Origin of the sequence: Planococcus sp. S3-L1 (assembly GCF_030063085.1) — a bacterium.
Taxonomy (GTDB): Bacteria; Bacillota; Bacilli; order Bacillales_A; family Planococcaceae; genus Planococcus; species Planococcus kocurii.
On record NZ_JASISN010000001.1, the window covers coordinates 96232 to 113658 of the forward strand.

Sequence of the window (17427 nt, forward strand, 5' to 3'; positions counted from 1 at the left end):
TGTAACTTGATGACCTCTTGGAACAATAGGCAGTATGACAACTACTAGAAAGTATGCACGAAGCTAAAGGCGTATTATAATACAGTGAGTAACGACAAGCAGGAGGTGACAATATGTATACAGATCCAGTAAAAGAATCGATTTCCTGGATGCGCGTCATTTTAGTAACGGTACTTATTGTCTTGCTAACTCGGCATTTTCTGTTTGAGCCGGTAGCTGTTCATGGTGAATCGATGATGCCTACATTCGAAGAAGATGACAAAGTTGTATTAGCAAAAATATACACGATAGAAAATTTTGATATGATTGTTTTCACTGCACCAAATGGCGTCAATTTCATTAAACGTGTGATTGGTGTACCAGGAGATGTCATTTCGATGGTGGACGACCAGTTGTATCTAAATGGTAAAGCTCAAGTTGAGCCCTATTTAGAAAATAACTTAAAAACTGCGAAACAGCGTGGAATGATTCGTTTAACTGAAGACTTCAAGGAGTTCACTGTACCTGCGGAATCTTATTTTGTCCTAGGAGATAACCGCTTAAACAGTACGGATTCAAGGATTTTAGGATTTATTTCTGAAAAGTCTATTGTCGGAGAAGTGAAAATCAGAATTGCGCCTTTTAGCCATATGGGTATCGTAGAATAAAAAAACAGTCACGCTAAAACTTAAAAAGACAGCGACCCTTTAACACGGATTGCTGTCTTTTTTGAGTTTAAAATAGTGCTAGTTTATCAATACGGTCCATTGCTTCGATGATTCGGTTTTCATCAACTAATAACCCAACGCGAATAAATCCTTCTCCGCTATCACCAAAACCGCTGCCAGCTGCGACTGAAATAGCTGCCTTTTCAAGTAAAAAATCAGCAAATTCGATACTGGTGAAGCCTTCCGGCACTGGCAGCCAAGCAAAAAAAGAGCCTTGAGGTGCTTCGATATTCCAGCCAATACGCGTGCATTCCTTTACGAGCACATTACGTCGCTTTTCATACAAATCTACCAAATCGGCTACGCATTGTTGATCTGCATTCAAAGCTTCTGCAGCAGCTAATTGGACAGCAGGGAACAAACCGGCAAATAAATGATCTTGGATTAGATTTAAAGCTTCAATCATTTTCGAATGCCCCACAGCAAAGCCAATTCGCCATCCCGCCATATTATAAGTTTTCGATAACGTATACATCTCAATCCCAACTTCTTTGGCACCTTCAGATTGCAAAAAGCTTACCGGTTTTTTTCCTTCAAATCCTACGGCGCCGTATGCAAAATCGTGAACAACAGCGATGTTATGGTCTTTTGCAAAAGCGACGGTGTCATCAAAAAAATCTTTATTTGCAACGGCGCCTGTCGGGTTATTGGGGTAATTCAAATACATTAATTTTGCACGTGAACAAACAGTTTCTGACAAATCATTAAAGTCTGGTAAATAACCATTTTCAGGGTGGAGATGCATCAATTCGTAGTCAATATTCGCTAATGGAGCACCAGAAAAGTAGTCAGGATAGCCCGGGTCTGGCAGCAGCAAAAGATCTTGCGGATTAAGCAATGCCAAGGGCAATTCAACAAGTCCAATTTTGGTTCCAGCCAAAATGGCGACCTCTAAATCAGGATCAATGTCTACATCATATTCGCGTTTATAGAAATTCGCAGCAGCTTGACGTAATTCTGAAATGCCGCGGAAAGGTGAGTACTTATGTGTCTTCGGATCAGCCGCCGCCGTTTGTAATGCTTTAATAATATGATCGGGTGTTGGTTGGTCGGGATTACCTTGTCCGAGATTGATGACATCGCGTCCTTCAGCGACGGCTTTGCTCGTTTTGGCAACTAGTGAAGCAAAAAACTGAGTAGGTAAGTTTTGTAAGCGATTTGAAAAGTCCATAAAATTCTCCTCATTTTCGAAATAATTGCACATCTACTCCGAATCTTATAGAATTTAGATTAGCTTGTCTACTGGAGGAGAAAACATGAAAATTGCATGTGTTCAAATGGATATCATATTCGGAGAGCCCGAACAGAACTATCAGCAAGTCATAAATTATTTAACGGAGGCAGCCGCTAACGGAGCGGAGACAATTGTTTTGCCAGAAATGTGGAACACGGGATATGCACTGACTGAGCTTGGTACTTTAGCAGACAGCACTAACCAAACTGTAGAGCTACTGAAAAGTTTTGCGAAAGAACATGCTGTGAATATTGTCGGAGGTTCTGTTTCAACACAGAAGAATAACGGCTTTTATAATACGATGTATGTCGTTAATAAAAACGGTGAACTTGTTTTGGAATACGACAAAGCACATCGTTTTGGTTTAATGGATGAGCATATTCACCTTGAAGAAGGTGATACACTTGGGACGTTTAAACTGGACGGCACTGTTTATGGCGGAGTTATTTGCTATGACATTCGTTTTCCTGAATGGATTCGTGCACAAGCACTAAATGGAGCGAAACTGATCTTCGTATCAGCGGAATGGCCAGAAGCGCGAATTGACCACTGGCGTATTCTTTTACAAGCTCGTGCAATTGAAAATCAGTGCTTTATCGTTGCCGTGAATCGCGTCGGCAGCGATCCGAAAAATGTGTTTGGCGGCAGTACGATGGTCATAGCTCCTTGGGGAGAAGTTCGCTTGGATATGCAAAAAGACGAAGGCGTGGGGTATGTGGAAATCAATTTGGACGAAGTAGAGGAAGTCCGAAAACGGATTCCGGTCTTTGATGATCGTCGTGAAAAATTGTACGAAACATTTAAAATTTGATTGACACTCTGAATCTATGTCTGTAATATGAAATTCAATCTAATATACTAACTTATCAAGAGAGACCGAGGGGTAGGCCCTATGACGTCCGGCAACCCCCATTTGGGAAGGTGCCAAGTCCTGCGGAATGTAAATATTCCGGAAGATAAGTCGAGAAAATAAACTTTTCGATGCCTCTTTCTTGATGAAAGAGGCATCTTTTTGTTGCCAGGGGGAAGCTATGATACATATTGAGAACTTAACGAAAACGTACATAACGAAACACGGCACCGTTACTGGAGTAGATCAGGTTTCACTTGAAGTCAGAAAAGGTGAGATTTTTGGGATTGTTGGATATTCAGGAGCTGGTAAAAGTTCGCTGATTCGCTGCATCAACTTGCTGGAACGACCGAGCTCTGGCAGTGTCGTAGTCGATGGCAAAGACTTAACGAAGTTGAGCAGCAATCAATTAAGAAAAGCGAGATTGAAAATAGGTATGATTTTCCAACATTTTTATTTGATCAGCCAGAAGACGGTTTATGACAATATTGCTTTTGCACTTCGGGCAGCAGGTACACCTACGAAAGACATTAAAATCCGCGTAGAAGAGCTACTAGAAATGGTCGGCTTGTCAGATAAGCGGGATGTCTACCCTGCACAGTTGAGTGGAGGTCAAAAACAGCGAGTTGGTATCGCTCGAGCATTAGCAAACAACCCAGCAGTCTTGTTGTGTGACGAAGCGACATCCGCGCTCGACCCTAATACGACGTTATCTATATTGCGGTTATTAAAAGACATCAATCGCAAATTGAAAATTACAGTTGTACTAATTACGCATGAAATGAATGTAGTTAAGGAAATTTGCGATCGAATGGCGATCATGCAAGGCGGACGTGTCATTGAAGAAGGACAAGTTTACGATATTTTTGCAGATCCTCAAAAGGAGCTAACAAAAGAATTTATTTCTAGTGTCGTATCCTTTAATGTCCCAGTACATATTTTGAAAGAATTTAAAGGAACTTTAGTGAAAGTGCTGTTCAAAGGTGGCGTAGCAGGCGAAGGCGTCATTTCCGATATGCTGCAGAACTTTTCGGTAAAAGGCAACTTTTTGCACGGAGCTATCGAGTACATTCAAGAACGACCGCTTGGCGTCTTTATTATGGAGTTAAAAGGCGCTGAAATGGAAGTTATGGAGGCATTGAAGTATTTGGAAAACAGAGCAGCAATCGTGGAGGTGATATCGAGTGGAAATTGAATGGGGACGAATTATTGAATTATGGCCAGAAATACAAACAGCATTTTTCCAAACATTAATGATGATCGGCATCTCATTATCGGTATCATTGATTGTCGGTTTGCCGCTCGGAATTTTGTTATTCATAACCGATCGCGGTCTGTTTCTTGAAAATCGACCGGTAAACTCGGTAGTGGGCTTTGTTGTAAACATTGTACGCTCTATTCCCTTTATCATTTTGTTAGTGGCACTTATTCCGTTAACGAAATTTATCACAGGAACAACAATTGGCCCGGTTGCGGCCAGTGTATCACTATCTGTCGCAGCAATTCCTTTTTTCGCGCGCATTGTAGAAAATTCACTTCGCGAAATTGACAAAGGAGTTATCGAGGCAGCTATTGCAGTAGGAGCTACACCGTGGATGATCATTACAGGTGTGCTGCTGCCTGAAGCAAAGTCTAGTATTGTTCAAGGCGTCACATTGACCATCATCAGCTTAGTGGCCTATTCTGCTATGGCAGGTGTAGTAGGAGGCGGAGGTATTGGAGATTTAGCTATTCGCTTTGGTTATTACCGATATGATAACACCATCATGATTGTGACTGTTGTTATTTTAATTCTGCTGGTTCAATTGGTTCAACAGGCAGGCGATTATACGGCGAAAGTCATCGATAAACGATAAGGGGAGAACAAAATGAAAAAACTAGGATTAATAGTAGCAGCGAGCGCATTGGCTTTAGCAGCATGTGGTAGTGGAGAAGAAAGTAAATCAACAGGAGAAACTTCAAAAGATATTAAAATAGGTGCTACTGCGGGGCCATACAGCGATATGGTGAGTAAGGCAATTGTGCCTGGTTTAGAAGAAAAAGGGTATACGGTAGAAATTGTGGAGTTTAGCGATTACATTCAACCAAATATCGCACTTGACGGGGGCGATATTGATGCCAACCTATTCCAGCATACAATTTACTTAGAGAATTTTGAAAAAGAAAACAATATGGATTTATCAGGTTTAATCGTCGTACCAACAGCGCCAATGGGCATTTATTCAAATCAATTTGACGCGTTAGAAGATATCGAAGACGGTGCGACTATTGCCATTCCTAATGATCCTGTTAATGCAGCACGTGCTTTACAAATTCTCGAAGATCAAGGTCTAGTCGAAGTAGACCCAGAAGTGGATGATTTAAAGATTTCCGAAAGAGATGTTAGTACAAATAAAAAAAACCTGGTATTCCAGCCAATCGAAGCTGGGCAATTGCCACGTGCAGTTGAAGGATCTGATTTATCCGCTGTTCCTGGAAACTTTGCACTAGCAGCTGAAATGGATCTACTGGATGCACTAGCACTTGAAAACATGCCTGACCAATACCGCAATGTAGTAGCAGTGAACGCAGAGAATGAAGACAGTGATTTTGCTAAAGATTTAATAGAAGTTGTAGAATCAAAAGAATTTGAAGCTGTAATCGATGAAGAATTTGTTGGTTTTGGTAAGCCTGAATGGCTGGCTAAATAAACAATGAATCTAATTGTATAAAAGCTTCTTCACGTTGAATTAGTAAGACCAGTACAGCTAGAAAGCCGCTCCAGATGAAAAATCTGAAGCGGCTTTCTTCTATATATATGGGAAGAAATGAAGAACACAAGCAAACGAAAAGTTAAATGCTCAAGAAATCTCTTTGACCATATGATGAAAAGGCTCACCAATAATAGTCCAAGGTTCGGCAATAGAATAGCCTAGCCGTTTGTAAAGACGAATCGCCCCGTCTTTATCAATATCAACGTTTAACGAAAGTTTGCCTCCTCCTTGAGAAGAAACCAGTTCCTCCGCAAATTGGAAAAGTTTTGAGCCAATTCCTTGGCCTTGATAGGAAGGATCGACTGAAACAGTGTCGATATACCACTCGTCGGTATGAGCTTCTGGCTCAATTGAACGATTGTGTCCTTGTTTTTTCAGTTGATCAGCCAAGTGGCGATCTAGTGCTTCAGCTTGATTGCCGTGATAAAGCACCAAAGTGCCAGCAATATTGCCACCTACTAATGCAACGTATGTATAACGGTAGCTATGACGTGTATTTTCTCCACGAATCATATCCTCTACTTTTTCAAGTACCGCTGCTGGTTCTTTTTGTGCAGTCATATGATTTGCGATGTCTCCAATCGCATTGATAATGAGTGGTGCGACTTTTTTTGCGTCATCGGGTTGCGCTTGTCGTATAATAATATTCATGTAGTATGCCTCCTGTTACTTGATTAAAACCTGCTTAGACTGAAATAATAGATCGTAGAAGTATAAAAGCTGCGCTATAGAGAAGTAGTTCAACATATAGTATATCAATGAATCTGTTTATTAACACGAAGGGGGTCTACGGATGGTAAATACGAAACATGTGCTGACATACGGAGATACATTTGTAGATTATATAGCGACCAATGCTGCGAATGATACTTTCGAACGTCATCTTGGTGGAGCTACCGTGAATGTGGTTGCAGGCGTTAGCCGTTTAGGTGTGCCGTCAGGATTTATTACAATTACAGGAGACGACGAGACTTCTGCTTTTGTGCGAAACGAATTACTGAAGGAGGGCGTAGATTTAACTTATGCCATCAAGGTACCCGAAAAGAGGGTGAGTGGTGTTTACATTCATTTGACACCTGAATTTGATCGTGTGTTCTCAGCATATGTTAACAAAACTCCTGATCTTCAAGTAGCGAGCGATAAACTAAAACCAAAAGCTTTTGAAAATGCTAGTGTATTCCATTTCTGTTCAGGAACTCTTTTTCATCCTAAAGCAAGAGCCACTACTCAAAAGGCATTAGAACTAGCAAAGGAGTATGATGTCCTTTGTTCATATGACGTCAATATTCGACCATTGCGCTGGGAAAGCGAAGACCTTTGCCGCAAAACCATATTGAATTTTCTTTCATCGGCAGACATTGTTAAACTAACGACAGAAGAACTTTCCTTTTTAATGGAAACGGAACGAATGGAAGATGGGATTACCCAATTATCCCATAATCATATTCCGTTGGTTTTTGTTACAGATGGTGAAAATGGCACGTATACCGTTTGTAAAGATCAAACCTTTCACGTACCGGTTATTCCTGTGCAACCGGTAGACACAACAGGAGCGGGTGACGCCTTCATGGCTGGTATTCTTAGATACATCCATTTGTTTGGATTGCCTAAAACACATCAGGAAGTGATTCGCTGTGCTGACTTTGGTAATAAAATGGGCGCACTTTGTACGACAAAAACAGGTGCGTTAACAGCAATGCCGCGTATTGAAGAGATTGAGAAAAATAAGGATTAAGAAGGAGAAACTTTATGACTTTGCATAGTTTTCATTTAAAAGCAGATTGGCCGGGTCTACGCAACGACGTAGGAGATATTGAAGTAGGCGGTTTAAAAACTCAGATATCGATTCCACCAGAAATGGATGGCCCCGGAATCGGCACAAATCCTGATGAAATGTTGCTGGGTGCCGCAGCTACTTGTTACATTATTACACTTGCCGCTATGATGGAACGCAGTAAGGTAGAAAAATCATCTTTAACGATGGAATCAGAAGGTATTGTAGAAGTCGAAAAAGGCGTAGTTACGTACAAGCGCATTATTCACAAACCACAAGTGGTTTTAAAAGCGACTGCTTCTGACAAGGATTTAGCATTAGTTCAGAAACTGGCAGAAAAAGCTGAAAGCTCTTGCATGATTACACGTGCGATTAAAGGCAATGTGGAAGTTGAATTGCAAGCGGATATAAGAAAAGAAAACAGAGATTCAGTATAGGCATGCTCCGGAAGCCTTTAAAATAATAGACGAAGAAAAAGGTTTTCTTTTTCTTCGTCTATTATTTTTTTGAGAAAATCCTGACAGTGCAATGTTTAGGTGGATTTATACCGGGTAGGGTACTGATAGAGCGAAAAACAAAAGGAGGAACTAACACATGTTTAATTACACAGTAGATACATTAAAAACAGTAAACGAAGCGGTTGAAGCTTTAGAGGAAAACTTAAAGGCGGAGAAATTTGGTGTTCTTTGGAATTTTGATTTAACTGCCAAACTTCAAGAAAAAGGGGAAGATTTCGATACGCCTTATAGAATTCTAGAGGTTTGTAATCCAAAAGAAGCGAATCGAGTGTTATCGGAAAACTTAATGATCGGCTATTTCTTACCGTGTAAAATCGTAGTGTATAAAGAACGTGATGGTGTGAAAATTGGAATGCCGAAGCCTACTGCTTTGATTGGTATGGTTGAAGATCCAACCGTCAAGTCGATTGCTGAGGATATTGAAGAACGTTTGATCAAGTGCATCGACCAGTCTGCATAAAAAGTCAGACGCTTTTATAAAGAGAAATCCCCGAAGTTTAACGTGATTGTTGCTGTAAGCTCATCTATTGACAACATACCCTTAGGGGTATATTATAAAGGTAAGCAAGAATCCTTTCGTTTATTAATAGGAGGCATCAATAATATGAAATACGACAAACTTGTTGAAAATCGATTGAAAAGAATAGAAGGTCAGCTTCGAGGTGTTATTAGAATGGTAGAAAACGACGGAGAGTGTAGAGATGTCGTCATGCAACTTTCAGCAGTAAGAAGTGCAGTAGACCGTGCTATCGGCGTTATTGTTAGCGATAACCTTGAAACGTGCGTACGTGAAAGCATAGAGAAGGGCGAAAGCACAGAGAATATGGTAAAAGAAGCTGTTGACTTACTAGTGAAAAGTAGATAAAAATTTTGTTTGACATTCACAGAGAGTTGCTTTAATATACCCTGTAGGGTATCAAGAGAGTGCGGCGTCACTATAAAACGTTATTTTTTTTGGAGAAAAAATATACCCCTATGGGTAATTTAAAAATGGAGGCAATACAATGGCACAAGAGCAAAAGAAAACGACGATCGTATTATTCAGCGGTGATTATGATAAGGCGATGGCAGCTTATATCATTGCTAACGGTGCTGCAGCATATGATCACGAAGTAACAATTTTTCACACATTTTGGGGGTTGAATGCATTACGAAAAGAAAATCCACCAGCTTTGAAAAAAGGTCGTCTAGAAGCCATGTTCGGTAAAATGATGCCAAGAGGTGCAGATAAACTCGGTTTATCAAATATGCAGTTTGGTGGAATGGGACCTAAGATGATTAAACAAGTTATGAAAAAACACAATGCATTATCTTTACCACAACTAATTGAAATGGCAGCAGAGCAAGACGTGAAAATGATCGCCTGTACGATGACAATGGATCTTCTGGGGTTACAACAAGAAGAATTGCTCGATGGAATTGAATACGCAGGTGTTGCAGCTTATCTTGGAGATGCAGAAGACGGAAACGTTAACTTATTCATCTAATCAAATTGAATATGAGGGGAAGATGAAAAATGGACTGGATTACATGGCTTTTAGTTGGAGCAGCTGTCCTTTGGTTAGTTTATCGATTCACAACACCTACTAAAGGAGTTCAAACGATTTCTACAGAAGAAATGAAAATGCAGCTTGGCAAGAAAGATAAACAGTATATTGACGTGCGAACTCCAGGAGAATTTAAAGGGAATCATATTAAAGGCTTTAAAAACATCCCATTAAATGAGTTGCCAAAGCGCATGATTGAACTATCAAAAGAAAAAGAAGTACTGGTTATTTGCCAAAGCGGAATGCGCAGCAGCAAAGCTAGTCAATTATTGAAGAAAAATGGGTTTACTGCGATAACAAATATTAGAGGCGGCATGAGCAGTTACCGCAAATAAAGGAGAAATTCACAATGAAAACAATGACAACCGAAGAAGTTCAAAAAATAATAGAAAGTAACCAAGCAATTTACTTAATCGATGTTCGAGAAACAGACGAAGTTGCAGCAGGGAAAATTCCTGGCGCTATTCATATTCCGTTGGGGTTATTGGAATTCCGCATGAGTGAACTAGACAAATCTTCAGAATATATCATGGTTTGCCGATCTGGCGGACGTAGTGGACAAGCTACTCGTTTTCTTGAAGATCAAGGCTATAACGTTACAAACATGGACGGCGGAATGTTGGATTGGAACGGCGAAACAAACTAATCGTCTGCTGAAGAACTGGCAGAATTTCAAGGAGGAAATTTAATGGTACAAACAGATTTAACATTAGATGCAAAAGGATTAGCATGTCCGATGCCAATCGTCAAAGCAAAAAAAACGATGAAAAATATGGATTCAGGTAAAGTACTTGAAATTCAAGCAACAGATAAAGGTTCCACGGCTGATTTTCAAGCATGGGCAAAAAGTTCTGGACATCAGTACATCGGGACTGAAATTGAAGGCGATGTGTTACGTCATTTCCTCCGAAAAGATGGTGCAGGAGCTCCTGAAGAAACCATTACAATACCTGAAATTTCATTGGCAGATTTCACTCGGAAAGTTGAAAACGATGAAGCGATAACGATTTTGGATGTTCGCGAAAAAGATGAATTCGAAGAAGCTCATATTCCTGGAGCAATTCATATCGCATTAGGGGAAGTAGAAGCACGAATGGACGAACTAACAAAAGAAGAGGCTATCTACATTATTTGCCATTCAGGTAGAAGAAGTGGTATTGCAGGAGATATGATGACTAAGAGTGGTTTTAATAGCCTATATAACGTAGTACCTGGCATGAGAGACTGGACAGGGAAAACTGTATAAAAATTTTAACTAAAAATATACCCCTGGAGGTAATTTCGCATGACGGTAACAGCAATGAAAGCAAGTGAAGTAGCAAAAAAAGTAGTAAATAATCAGCCATTATTTATCTTAGATGTACGAAATGGCGATGCCTTTGCAGATTGGAAAATCGAAGGTGGCAATATCCAGTATTTGAATATCCCTTATTTTGATTTGTTGGACGGCGTCGAAGAAGTGGTTTCAGAATTGCCAACAGATAGAGATATCTTAGTAGTGTGTGCCAAAGAAGGATCTTCGGTTATGGTAGCAGAAATGCTGTCAGAAGAAGGCGTTTCTGCAGCGTATCTTGAAGGCGGTATGAAAGCCTGGAGTGAACACCTGGAACCTGTAAAAGTCGGAGATTTGAGCAACGGCGGCGAATTGTATCAATTTGTTCGTCTAGGCAAGGGATGTCTTTCTTACATGGTCATTTCTGAAGGAGAAGCCGCTGTAATTGATGCAACTCGCATGGCAACGATTTTCTTGGACTTCGCGCAAGAAAAAGGCGCAACAATCAAGCATGTTTTCGATACGCATTTGCACGCTGATCATATTTCTGGGGGCCGAGCGATTGCAGAAGCAACAGGTGCAACGTATTACTTGCCAGCAAAAGATGCAGAAGGAGTCGTGTTTGACTATGCGGCTTTAGAAAATGGTCTAGAAGTGGCAATTGGAAGCTCGCAACTCGAAATTGAAGCACTTTACTCACCAGGTCACACAATCGGCTCTACTTCGTTTATTGTAGACAAAAAATATTTGATGACTGGCGATATTTTGTTTATCGATTCAATTGGACGACCAGATCTTGCAGGTCTTGCTGAGGACTGGGTAGGGGATTTGAGAGAATCTCTTTACTCACGTTATCAGGATCTAGCAAACGAACTTATTGTTCTTCCAGCTCATTTCATGATTATTGATGAATTAAATGAAGACGGTAGTGTGGCTAAAAAACTTGGCGACTTATTTAAAGAAAACCACGGATTGAATATTTCGGACGAACAAGAATTCCGTGATATGGTTACGAAAAACTTACCACCACAGCCAAATGCATATCAAGATATTCGCAAAACAAATATGGGTCAAATCATACCAGATGAAGAAATACAGCGTGAAATGGAAATTGGACCGAATCGCTGCGCAGTACGTTAAGTAAAAACAAAAAAATTGCAAACAACTTAAAGGAGAGATACTGATGAAATCAACTAAAGTATTAGACGCGAAAGGATTAGCATGCCCAATGCCAATCGTAAAAACAAGAAAAGAAATGAAAGATATGGCAAGTGGAGAAGTTCTTGAAATTTTGGCTACTGATAAAGGTGCACAAGCAGATTTAGCTGCATGGGCAAAGTCAGGTGGACATGAATTAATGGAATCTCAAGTAGAAGGCGACGTCTTTAAATTCTGGATCAAGAAAGGCTAAGAGGTGGATCAAAGGGTATCGTTACGATACCCTTTTCCCTATTAGAAAGGTGATTTAAATGAGCATAGATTTTATCGTTGTTATATTTATCATCGGCTTTGTAGGTTCCTTTATTTCCGGAATGGTAGGAATCGGTGGCTCGATTATCAAGTATCCCATGTTACTCTATATACCAGTAATGCTAGGGTATACGGCTTTTAGTGCTCACGAAGTGTCAGGGATCAGTGCCATACAGGTATTTTTTGCGACCATCGCTGGGGTATGGGCATATCGTGGTAGCGGTTATTTAAATAAAATCCTAATTGCTTATATGGGGGGTGCCATTCTCATCGGTAGTTTTATCGGTGGCTTTGGCTCTACTCTACTATCAGAGCAAGCGATTAATATTGTCTACGCTATACTCGCGACGATTGCTGTCGTAATGATGTTCATGCCAAAAAAAGGCGTCGATGACATTCCGCTTGATCAAGTGACATTTAACAAATGGCTAGCTGCAGGATTAGCCTTTGCTGTCGGAATTGCTGCCGGAATTGTAGGAGCAGCAGGTGCTTTTATTTTAGTACCCATTATGTTAATTGTATTGAAAATACCAACACGGATGACCATTGCAACATCGCTTGCCATTACGTTCTTGTCATCGATTGGTGCGACAATCGGTAAAATTGTCACAGATCAGGTTTTATACGGTCCGGCGGCTGTGATGATTGTGGCAAGTATACTCGCAGCACCACTTGGAGCTAAGCTCGGACAAAAGATGAATACGAAGTATCTCCAATGGATTTTGGCTTTATTGATTTTAGGTACAGCCATTAAAATTTGGTCAGATATTCTATAATACAAAAAAGCGGACGCCTTTTCAAAAGGCATCCGCTTTTTCTATTTTTCAGTGCTTTGAGCACTTATGATTTCGATTCGATCGGATGGGTAGGTGTAGTTACCGGTACGTTCAATCTGGGCCACTTCATACATAGTGACTGCTACGTCTTTCGCTTCAACAGGTTTGTATTTTTTCATTTTGCCTTTTAGTACTTTGCTAATGACAGGGCTTAGAAGAGTAGCAGCTTTTTCACCTAAACGAAATTCTTGACGTTCTCCAAGCAATAGAGAAGGTTGGAATATATGCAAGGCAGTCAAGCCCGTTTTCTTCAAATTCAGCTGTAGCTGTCCTTTAGTGCGACTGTAAAAAACTTTTGAGTTGGAGTCGGCTCCTAATGCGGTAATAACCAAAAAGTTTTTTACTTGATGAGACTTTGCCAATTCAGCCATTTTGAGGGGATAGTCATAATCAACTTTTTTGAATGCCTCTTGTGATCCGGCTTTTTTGATTGTCGTACCGAGACAACAATAAACATCGTCGACAGTAAAATAGTCGGCATAGTCATCCAGTTTGTTGAAATCGGTAATAATCTGTTCAAGTTTTTCATGTATTAGTTCGATTGGATGGCGCACCAAAATTCTTACCTGGCTGTAGTGTGAGCTGTTTAAAAGGATATGGAGCAATTCATTGCCAACCAGTCCGCTGGCTCCTGCTAGTAAAGCAGTTTTATTGTTCATCGTAAACGACTCCTTTGTCTATGTGTTTTCGCTTAGAACCTACTATACCCCAATATATAGAGAATTGTCTTTTTGCTTTGAATCTTTGGCTAAAAGAGTACAATGAGATTAAGAATGAACGGAGAGGAAGAAGCGCATGAAACCAGTGATAGTCGCTGAAAAACCAAGTCAGGCCAAGGCCTACGCGGAAGCGTTCAAAACTACGAAACGTGACGGCTTTATTGAAATTACACCGGATGCGATTTTCCCACAAGGTGCCTATATCACGTGGGGCATCGGACACCTCGTCGAATTAAAAGAACCAAAAGCTTATAATCCGAAATGGGGGAAATGGTCACTGGCTGCACTGCCGATTTTGCCAGACACCTACCAGTTTCAAGTAGCAAGAGGTAAGGCGCAGCAATTTGCCATTATAAAAAAATTGATTTTTCAAACCGATACGGTCATCAATGCTTGTGATGTTGACCGGGAAGGATCCAATATATTTTATAGTATCTATTACCATACGGGAGCTAAAGGTAAAAAGATTCAACGATTGTGGATTAATTCACTAGAAGCTGATGAAGTTAGAAAAGGTTTTCAAGAACTGCGCGATAATCGGCAAGATCTGTTGTTGTACGAAGAAGCGAAAGCGCGTCAAATTAGCGATTGGTTGGTCGGCATGAACGGCTCTCGTTTGTACTCCTTATTGCTTCAAGAAAAAGGCATACGCGAAGTGTTTGCGATTGGACGCGTGCAAACGCCTACTGTTTTTCTGATTTATCAGCGTGAAAAAGAAATTGAAGCATTTGTACCAGAGCCTTTTTATGAAATTGAAGGTCTATTTGATGCGGAAAAAGGACGCTATAAAGGTAAAGTGAAACTAAGAGCGAAGGAGAGAAGAGAAGCAGAAGAACTATTGGCCAAACATGCTGTTGCTGCAAAAGAAGAAGGCGTTGTCACACAAGTAAAAACTACAGAAAAACGTACGCCACCGCCCCAGTTGCACTCTTTATCAACTTTGCAAGCAGTGGCTAATCGGAAATGGAAATACAGTCCTGCTAAAGTTCTGTCTGTTATGCAGGGGCTGTACGAAAAAAAACTTGTCAGTTATCCAAGAACCGATACCCAGCATATTACACCGGGTGAATTTAGTTATTTGGCAGGCCAAGTCGAAAAATATCAGCAATTGATTGAAGCGCCATTTCCGATTGCTTCCAAAGCGCCGAAAAAGCGATTTGTAGACAGTTCCAAAGTTCAGGAGCATTATGCCATCATCCCGACAAAAACCATCCCGACTGCCCGGAAATTAGCGGGACTGGCAACAGACCAGCGCAACTTATATGAGGAAGTATTGCGGACGACGTTGGCAATGTTCCACAAAGATTATCGCTATGCCGAAACCAAGGTGACAACAGATGTTAAAGGGCTGGCGTTTTTCACCACCGGAAAAACAGAGCTTGAAAAAGGGTGGAAAGAGCTATTTCCTTCTGCCAAAGAAACGAAAGAAGAATCGTCTCTTCCTGAATTACGTGAGCAGGAGCGAGTTAAAAGTAAAGTCGATATAAAAGAAAGCATGACAACACCACCAAAGCCGTACACTGAAGGACAGCTAATCGCCATGATGAAAACGTGTGGGAAGTTTGTAGAAGATGTAGGGGATACTGAAATTTTAAAGGAAATTGAAGGACTTGGGACAGAAGCAACGAGAAGTGGCATCATTGAAACAATCAAACGGCATGAATACATCTCAGTCACCAAAAATATTGTTTCGATTACTGGAAAAGGTCGTATTCTTTGTCAATCCATTGAAGGGAATTTATTGTCGAGTCCATCAATGACCGCTAAATGGGAAACTTATCTGAAGAAAATCGGTAAAGGTGAAGGCTCAGCGGAAGTGTTCCTGGCAACCATCGGCAAGTTTATCCAAAAGCTACTAGACGAAGTGCCGGGACAAATGTTGAAAAACGGATTGCCTGAACAGCTAGCAACACCTGATGCCAAAGATGAGATTGCTCTTTGTCCAAGATGCAAGACTGGCATGATTGTATCGCGAAGAGGTTCGTACAATTGTACCGAATACGCTACTGGTTGCAAGCAATCATTTCCCGCAACGTTCTTGAAAAAGCGGTTAACTGCTAAACAAATTGAATACTTGTGCACGAGAGGCAAGACGCCAGTTATTAAAGGGTTTGTTTCAAAAAACGGTAAGAAATTTAACGCTAAGTTGGTATTAGAAGAAGGTAAGTTGAAAATGGAGTTTTGAAAACCTGTTTCGTTAATTCAACTCGTATCGTAATCGGAAAGTTCGATTGGTTGCAATGAATTAGCGCTTTATCTAATAATGAATACTAAAGAAAAAGCCAGACATCAGCAGGAAAGGAAGTTTCATATGAAATATAATTTTGATGAAATCATTAATAGAAGAGGCACCTACTCTTTAAAGTGGGACGGAGAAGAGTTGATTAAGCAATTCGGATTAACAGAGAGATACGATGAACATACCATTCCATTGTTTACCGCCGATATGGACTTACCTGTTCCACAACCTTTAGTAGATGCTTTGCACAAAACAGTGGACCACCGAATTTATGGCTATTCTGTTTTTCCGGATGAGTATTTCGGTGCGATTCAATCGTGGTTACAAAAACGGCATGACTGGAGAGTGGAAAAAGAACACATCGTTTACAGTCCAGGAACAGTTCATGCGCTGAACATTGCGGTAAAAGCATTTACTAAACTAGAAGATGGCATCATCATTCAGCGTCCTGTTTATCCGCCGTTTACTTCTGTAATTGAAGGGAATGGCCGGAAAGTCATCAATAATGCACTACACGTAGATGAAGAAGGTTATTATTCGATTGACTTCGAGGATTTTGAAGCGAAAGCAAAGGCTAACCATACGACAATGTTCATTTTATGCAATCCGCATAATCCAACAGGTCGAGTTTTCAATAACGAAGAGTTGAATAAAATGGCAGCGATTTGTCATGACAATAATGTCTTAATCGTAGCCGATGAAATCCATGGAGATCTATTGCGTCGCGGCAATGAGTTTATTCCTATGGTGAAAGCGGCTGACCATGCTGACCACATTATTACGTGCACAGCAATTAACAAAACCTTCAATGTGGCTGGGTTGCATTGCACCAACGTCATTATCTCTGACGAAGAGCTTCGTACTCAATTCGCTACTGAAATGGGTATGCAATTGGCATCTCCCTTTGCGATTGCGGCTTTGATTGCGGTTTATAACGAAGGAGAAGACTGGTTGGATCAGCTGACTGACTATGTCGATGACACAATGACGTATGTCAAAGAGTTTTTGGCTGAGCGCATGCCAGAAGTAAAAGTAGCTATTCCTGAAGGAACCTATATTATGTGGTTAGATTTTAGTGGTTACGGCATAACAGCTGAAGAAATTCATGATCGCATATACAATAAAGCCAACGTCCTACTTGAAGATGGCAGTATGTTTGGTGAAGAAGGAGAGTTCTATCAACGGATTTGTACCCCTTCTCCGCGCCCACTGATAGAGGAAGCTTTGGAAAGAATAGCAAAAGAATTTGAAGACATTTCTGGAAAAAGATAACGAGGCAACCCCGTAGTAAATCATAAGTGGGTGCTGATTTCTTTATCTTTAACACGATATTTAGTATGATGAGGGTACTTGAGAAATAAGAGCGTGTTAATCTAAGATGTAGTTTCAACTAGCAACGATGCTTTTTTCATGTTATCGCTATCTTTATATCTTGGTTAAATAGTTCAGACAATAGAGCTGAAGTAAAAGCCGAAAAGAATGCCTTGAAACAAAGGCAATTCTTTTC

At 40.5% G+C, this 17427-nt stretch carries 21 protein-coding genes and 1 riboswitch; of the genes, 18 read left to right on the top strand and 3 right to left on the bottom strand.

Translation table 11 applies throughout. The features are described 5' to 3' along the window. Positions 1 to 113 precede the first annotated feature (113 nt). Positions 114 to 647, top strand: coding sequence for a signal peptidase I (lepB, locus tag QMF37_RS00460; RefSeq protein ID WP_071153347.1), 534 nt, complete (start codon positions 114 to 116; stop codon positions 645 to 647). Between the two features lie 67 nt (positions 648 to 714). Here lepB and QMF37_RS00465 read toward each other — a convergent pair whose 3' ends face one another. Beyond that, on the bottom strand, positions 715 to 1878 hold the full coding sequence (locus tag QMF37_RS00465; protein ID WP_071153346.1) for a pyridoxal phosphate-dependent aminotransferase: 1164 nt from the start codon (positions 1876 to 1878) through the stop codon (positions 715 to 717). A gap of 85 nt (positions 1879 to 1963) precedes the next feature. On the opposite strand from QMF37_RS00465, the gene QMF37_RS00470 reads away from it, so the two are divergent. From QMF37_RS00470 to QMF37_RS00485, 4 genes are all read left to right on the top strand, one after another. Continuing rightward, complete coding sequence (locus tag QMF37_RS00470) at positions 1964 to 2752, top strand: carbon-nitrogen family hydrolase (RefSeq protein WP_283475917.1); 789 nt, start codon at positions 1964 to 1966, stop codon at positions 2750 to 2752. A gap of 49 nt (positions 2753 to 2801) precedes the next feature. Continuing rightward, positions 2802 to 2904, top strand: a riboswitch (SAM riboswitch). A 68-nt stretch (positions 2905 to 2972) separates the two neighbouring features. Next, positions 2973 to 3986, top strand: coding sequence for a methionine ABC transporter ATP-binding protein (locus QMF37_RS00475; RefSeq protein WP_283475919.1), 1014 nt, complete (start codon positions 2973 to 2975; stop codon positions 3984 to 3986). Then, a complete protein-coding gene (locus tag QMF37_RS00480) occupies positions 3976 to 4647 on the top strand; it encodes a methionine ABC transporter permease (RefSeq protein ID WP_283475920.1) in 672 nt (223 codons plus the stop codon). Before QMF37_RS00475 ends, QMF37_RS00480 begins: the two co-directional genes overlap by 11 nt. Positions 4648 to 4659: 12 nt before the next feature. Then, positions 4660 to 5481, top strand: coding sequence for a MetQ/NlpA family ABC transporter substrate-binding protein (locus QMF37_RS00485; RefSeq protein ID WP_283475922.1), 822 nt, complete (start codon positions 4660 to 4662; stop codon positions 5479 to 5481). 150 nt (positions 5482 to 5631) lie between these two features. Here QMF37_RS00485 and QMF37_RS00490 read toward each other — a convergent pair whose 3' ends face one another. After that, positions 5632 to 6195 carry a GNAT family N-acetyltransferase gene (locus QMF37_RS00490; RefSeq protein ID WP_071153344.1) on the bottom strand — a complete coding sequence of 188 codons (564 nt, stop codon included), beginning with the start codon at positions 6193 to 6195 and terminating at the stop codon, positions 5632 to 5634. Between the two features lie 142 nt (positions 6196 to 6337). Here QMF37_RS00490 and QMF37_RS00495 point away from each other — a divergent pair, with 142 nt between their 5' ends. The 11 genes from QMF37_RS00495 to QMF37_RS00545 all read left to right on the top strand — a co-directional run bounded on the left by QMF37_RS00495 (position 6338) and on the right by QMF37_RS00545 (position 12902). Continuing rightward, positions 6338 to 7279: a carbohydrate kinase family protein gene (locus QMF37_RS00495; RefSeq protein ID WP_283475926.1), complete on the top strand. Its 942-nt coding sequence runs from the start codon at positions 6338 to 6340 to the stop codon at positions 7277 to 7279. Positions 7280 to 7293: 14 nt separating this feature from the next. After that, positions 7294 to 7755 (top strand): OsmC family protein, encoded by a 462-nt coding sequence (locus QMF37_RS00500; protein ID WP_283475928.1) that lies wholly within the window; start codon positions 7294 to 7296, stop codon positions 7753 to 7755. 157 nt (positions 7756 to 7912) lie between these two features. Then, positions 7913 to 8296 carry a DUF302 domain-containing protein gene (locus tag QMF37_RS00505; RefSeq protein WP_071153342.1) on the top strand — a complete coding sequence of 128 codons (384 nt, stop codon included), beginning with the start codon at positions 7913 to 7915 and terminating at the stop codon, positions 8294 to 8296. Positions 8297 to 8440: 144 nt separating this feature from the next. After that, positions 8441 to 8701: a metal-sensitive transcriptional regulator gene (locus QMF37_RS00510; protein ID WP_049693154.1), complete on the top strand. Its 261-nt coding sequence runs from the start codon at positions 8441 to 8443 to the stop codon at positions 8699 to 8701. Positions 8702 to 8840: 139 nt separating this feature from the next. Then, positions 8841 to 9323, top strand: a complete 483-nt coding sequence (locus tag QMF37_RS00515) for a DsrE/DsrF/DrsH-like family protein (RefSeq protein ID WP_049693153.1) — start codon at positions 8841 to 8843, stop codon at positions 9321 to 9323. 29 nt (positions 9324 to 9352) lie between these two features. Then, complete coding sequence (locus tag QMF37_RS00520) at positions 9353 to 9718, top strand: rhodanese-like domain-containing protein (RefSeq protein WP_283475934.1); 366 nt, start codon at positions 9353 to 9355, stop codon at positions 9716 to 9718. Positions 9719 to 9732: 14 nt separating this feature from the next. Next, positions 9733 to 10029: a rhodanese-like domain-containing protein gene (locus tag QMF37_RS00525; protein ID WP_283475936.1), complete on the top strand. Its 297-nt coding sequence runs from the start codon at positions 9733 to 9735 to the stop codon at positions 10027 to 10029. Between the two features lie 42 nt (positions 10030 to 10071). Beyond that, on the top strand, positions 10072 to 10629 hold the full coding sequence (locus QMF37_RS00530) for a sulfurtransferase TusA family protein (protein ID WP_071153339.1): 558 nt from the start codon (positions 10072 to 10074) through the stop codon (positions 10627 to 10629). A 39-nt stretch (positions 10630 to 10668) separates the two neighbouring features. Next, the gene (locus tag QMF37_RS00535; protein ID WP_283475938.1) at positions 10669 to 11796 is read left to right on the top strand and encodes an MBL fold metallo-hydrolase; all 1128 of its coding nucleotides are present in this window, start codon (positions 10669 to 10671) and stop codon (positions 11794 to 11796) included. 43 nt (positions 11797 to 11839) lie between these two features. Further along, complete coding sequence (locus QMF37_RS00540; RefSeq protein ID WP_071153337.1) at positions 11840 to 12067, top strand: sulfurtransferase TusA family protein; 228 nt, start codon at positions 11840 to 11842, stop codon at positions 12065 to 12067. A gap of 58 nt (positions 12068 to 12125) precedes the next feature. Further along, positions 12126 to 12902 (top strand): sulfite exporter TauE/SafE family protein, encoded by a 777-nt coding sequence (locus tag QMF37_RS00545; protein WP_283475941.1) that lies wholly within the window; start codon positions 12126 to 12128, stop codon positions 12900 to 12902. Between the two features lie 41 nt (positions 12903 to 12943). Here the strand turns inward: QMF37_RS00545 and QMF37_RS00550 are convergent, their stop codons facing one another. Next, a complete protein-coding gene (locus tag QMF37_RS00550; protein WP_071153336.1) occupies positions 12944 to 13621 on the bottom strand; it encodes an NAD(P)H-binding protein in 678 nt (225 codons plus the stop codon). A gap of 136 nt (positions 13622 to 13757) precedes the next feature. On the opposite strand from QMF37_RS00550, the gene QMF37_RS00555 reads away from it, so the two are divergent. Continuing rightward, the gene (locus tag QMF37_RS00555) at positions 13758 to 15866 is read left to right on the top strand and encodes a type IA DNA topoisomerase (protein ID WP_283475943.1); all 2109 of its coding nucleotides are present in this window, start codon (positions 13758 to 13760) and stop codon (positions 15864 to 15866) included. Positions 15867 to 15992: 126 nt separating this feature from the next. After that, complete coding sequence (locus tag QMF37_RS00560; RefSeq protein WP_058384245.1) at positions 15993 to 17192, top strand: MalY/PatB family protein; 1200 nt, start codon at positions 15993 to 15995, stop codon at positions 17190 to 17192. The last annotated feature ends 235 nt before the right edge of the window (positions 17193 to 17427 follow it).

What these genes read in the sequence shown, in the direction of transcription:
- lepB (WP_071153347.1), top strand. Translation starts at nt 114, where the DNA reads ATGTATACAGATCCAGTAAAAGAATCGATTTCCTGGATGCGCGTCATT.
- QMF37_RS00465 (WP_071153346.1), bottom strand. Translation starts at nt 1,878, where the DNA reads ATGGACTTTTCAAATCGCTTACAAAACTTACCTACTCAGTTTTTTGCT.
- QMF37_RS00470 (WP_283475917.1), top strand. Translation starts at nt 1,964, where the DNA reads ATGAAAATTGCATGTGTTCAAATGGATATCATATTCGGAGAGCCCGAA.
- QMF37_RS00475 (WP_283475919.1), top strand. Translation starts at nt 2,973, where the DNA reads ATGATACATATTGAGAACTTAACGAAAACGTACATAACGAAACACGGC.
- QMF37_RS00485 (WP_283475922.1), top strand. Translation starts at nt 4,660, where the DNA reads ATGAAAAAACTAGGATTAATAGTAGCAGCGAGCGCATTGGCTTTAGCA.
- QMF37_RS00490 (WP_071153344.1), bottom strand. Translation starts at nt 6,195, where the DNA reads ATGAATATTATTATACGACAAGCGCAACCCGATGACGCAAAAAAAGTC.
- QMF37_RS00495 (WP_283475926.1), top strand. Translation starts at nt 6,338, where the DNA reads ATGGTAAATACGAAACATGTGCTGACATACGGAGATACATTTGTAGAT.
- QMF37_RS00500 (WP_283475928.1), top strand. Translation starts at nt 7,294, where the DNA reads ATGACTTTGCATAGTTTTCATTTAAAAGCAGATTGGCCGGGTCTACGC.
- QMF37_RS00505 (WP_071153342.1), top strand. Translation starts at nt 7,913, where the DNA reads ATGTTTAATTACACAGTAGATACATTAAAAACAGTAAACGAAGCGGTT.
- QMF37_RS00510 (WP_049693154.1), top strand. Translation starts at nt 8,441, where the DNA reads ATGAAATACGACAAACTTGTTGAAAATCGATTGAAAAGAATAGAAGGT.
- QMF37_RS00515 (WP_049693153.1), top strand. Translation starts at nt 8,841, where the DNA reads ATGGCACAAGAGCAAAAGAAAACGACGATCGTATTATTCAGCGGTGAT.
- QMF37_RS00520 (WP_283475934.1), top strand. Translation starts at nt 9,353, where the DNA reads ATGGACTGGATTACATGGCTTTTAGTTGGAGCAGCTGTCCTTTGGTTA.
- QMF37_RS00525 (WP_283475936.1), top strand. Translation starts at nt 9,733, where the DNA reads ATGAAAACAATGACAACCGAAGAAGTTCAAAAAATAATAGAAAGTAAC.
- QMF37_RS00530 (WP_071153339.1), top strand. Translation starts at nt 10,072, where the DNA reads ATGGTACAAACAGATTTAACATTAGATGCAAAAGGATTAGCATGTCCG.
- QMF37_RS00535 (WP_283475938.1), top strand. Translation starts at nt 10,669, where the DNA reads ATGACGGTAACAGCAATGAAAGCAAGTGAAGTAGCAAAAAAAGTAGTA.
- QMF37_RS00540 (WP_071153337.1), top strand. Translation starts at nt 11,840, where the DNA reads ATGAAATCAACTAAAGTATTAGACGCGAAAGGATTAGCATGCCCAATG.
- QMF37_RS00545 (WP_283475941.1), top strand. Translation starts at nt 12,126, where the DNA reads ATGAGCATAGATTTTATCGTTGTTATATTTATCATCGGCTTTGTAGGT.
- QMF37_RS00550 (WP_071153336.1), bottom strand. Translation starts at nt 13,621, where the DNA reads ATGAACAATAAAACTGCTTTACTAGCAGGAGCCAGCGGACTGGTTGGC.
- QMF37_RS00555 (WP_283475943.1), top strand. Translation starts at nt 13,758, where the DNA reads ATGAAACCAGTGATAGTCGCTGAAAAACCAAGTCAGGCCAAGGCCTAC.
- QMF37_RS00560 (WP_058384245.1), top strand. Translation starts at nt 15,993, where the DNA reads ATGAAATATAATTTTGATGAAATCATTAATAGAAGAGGCACCTACTCT.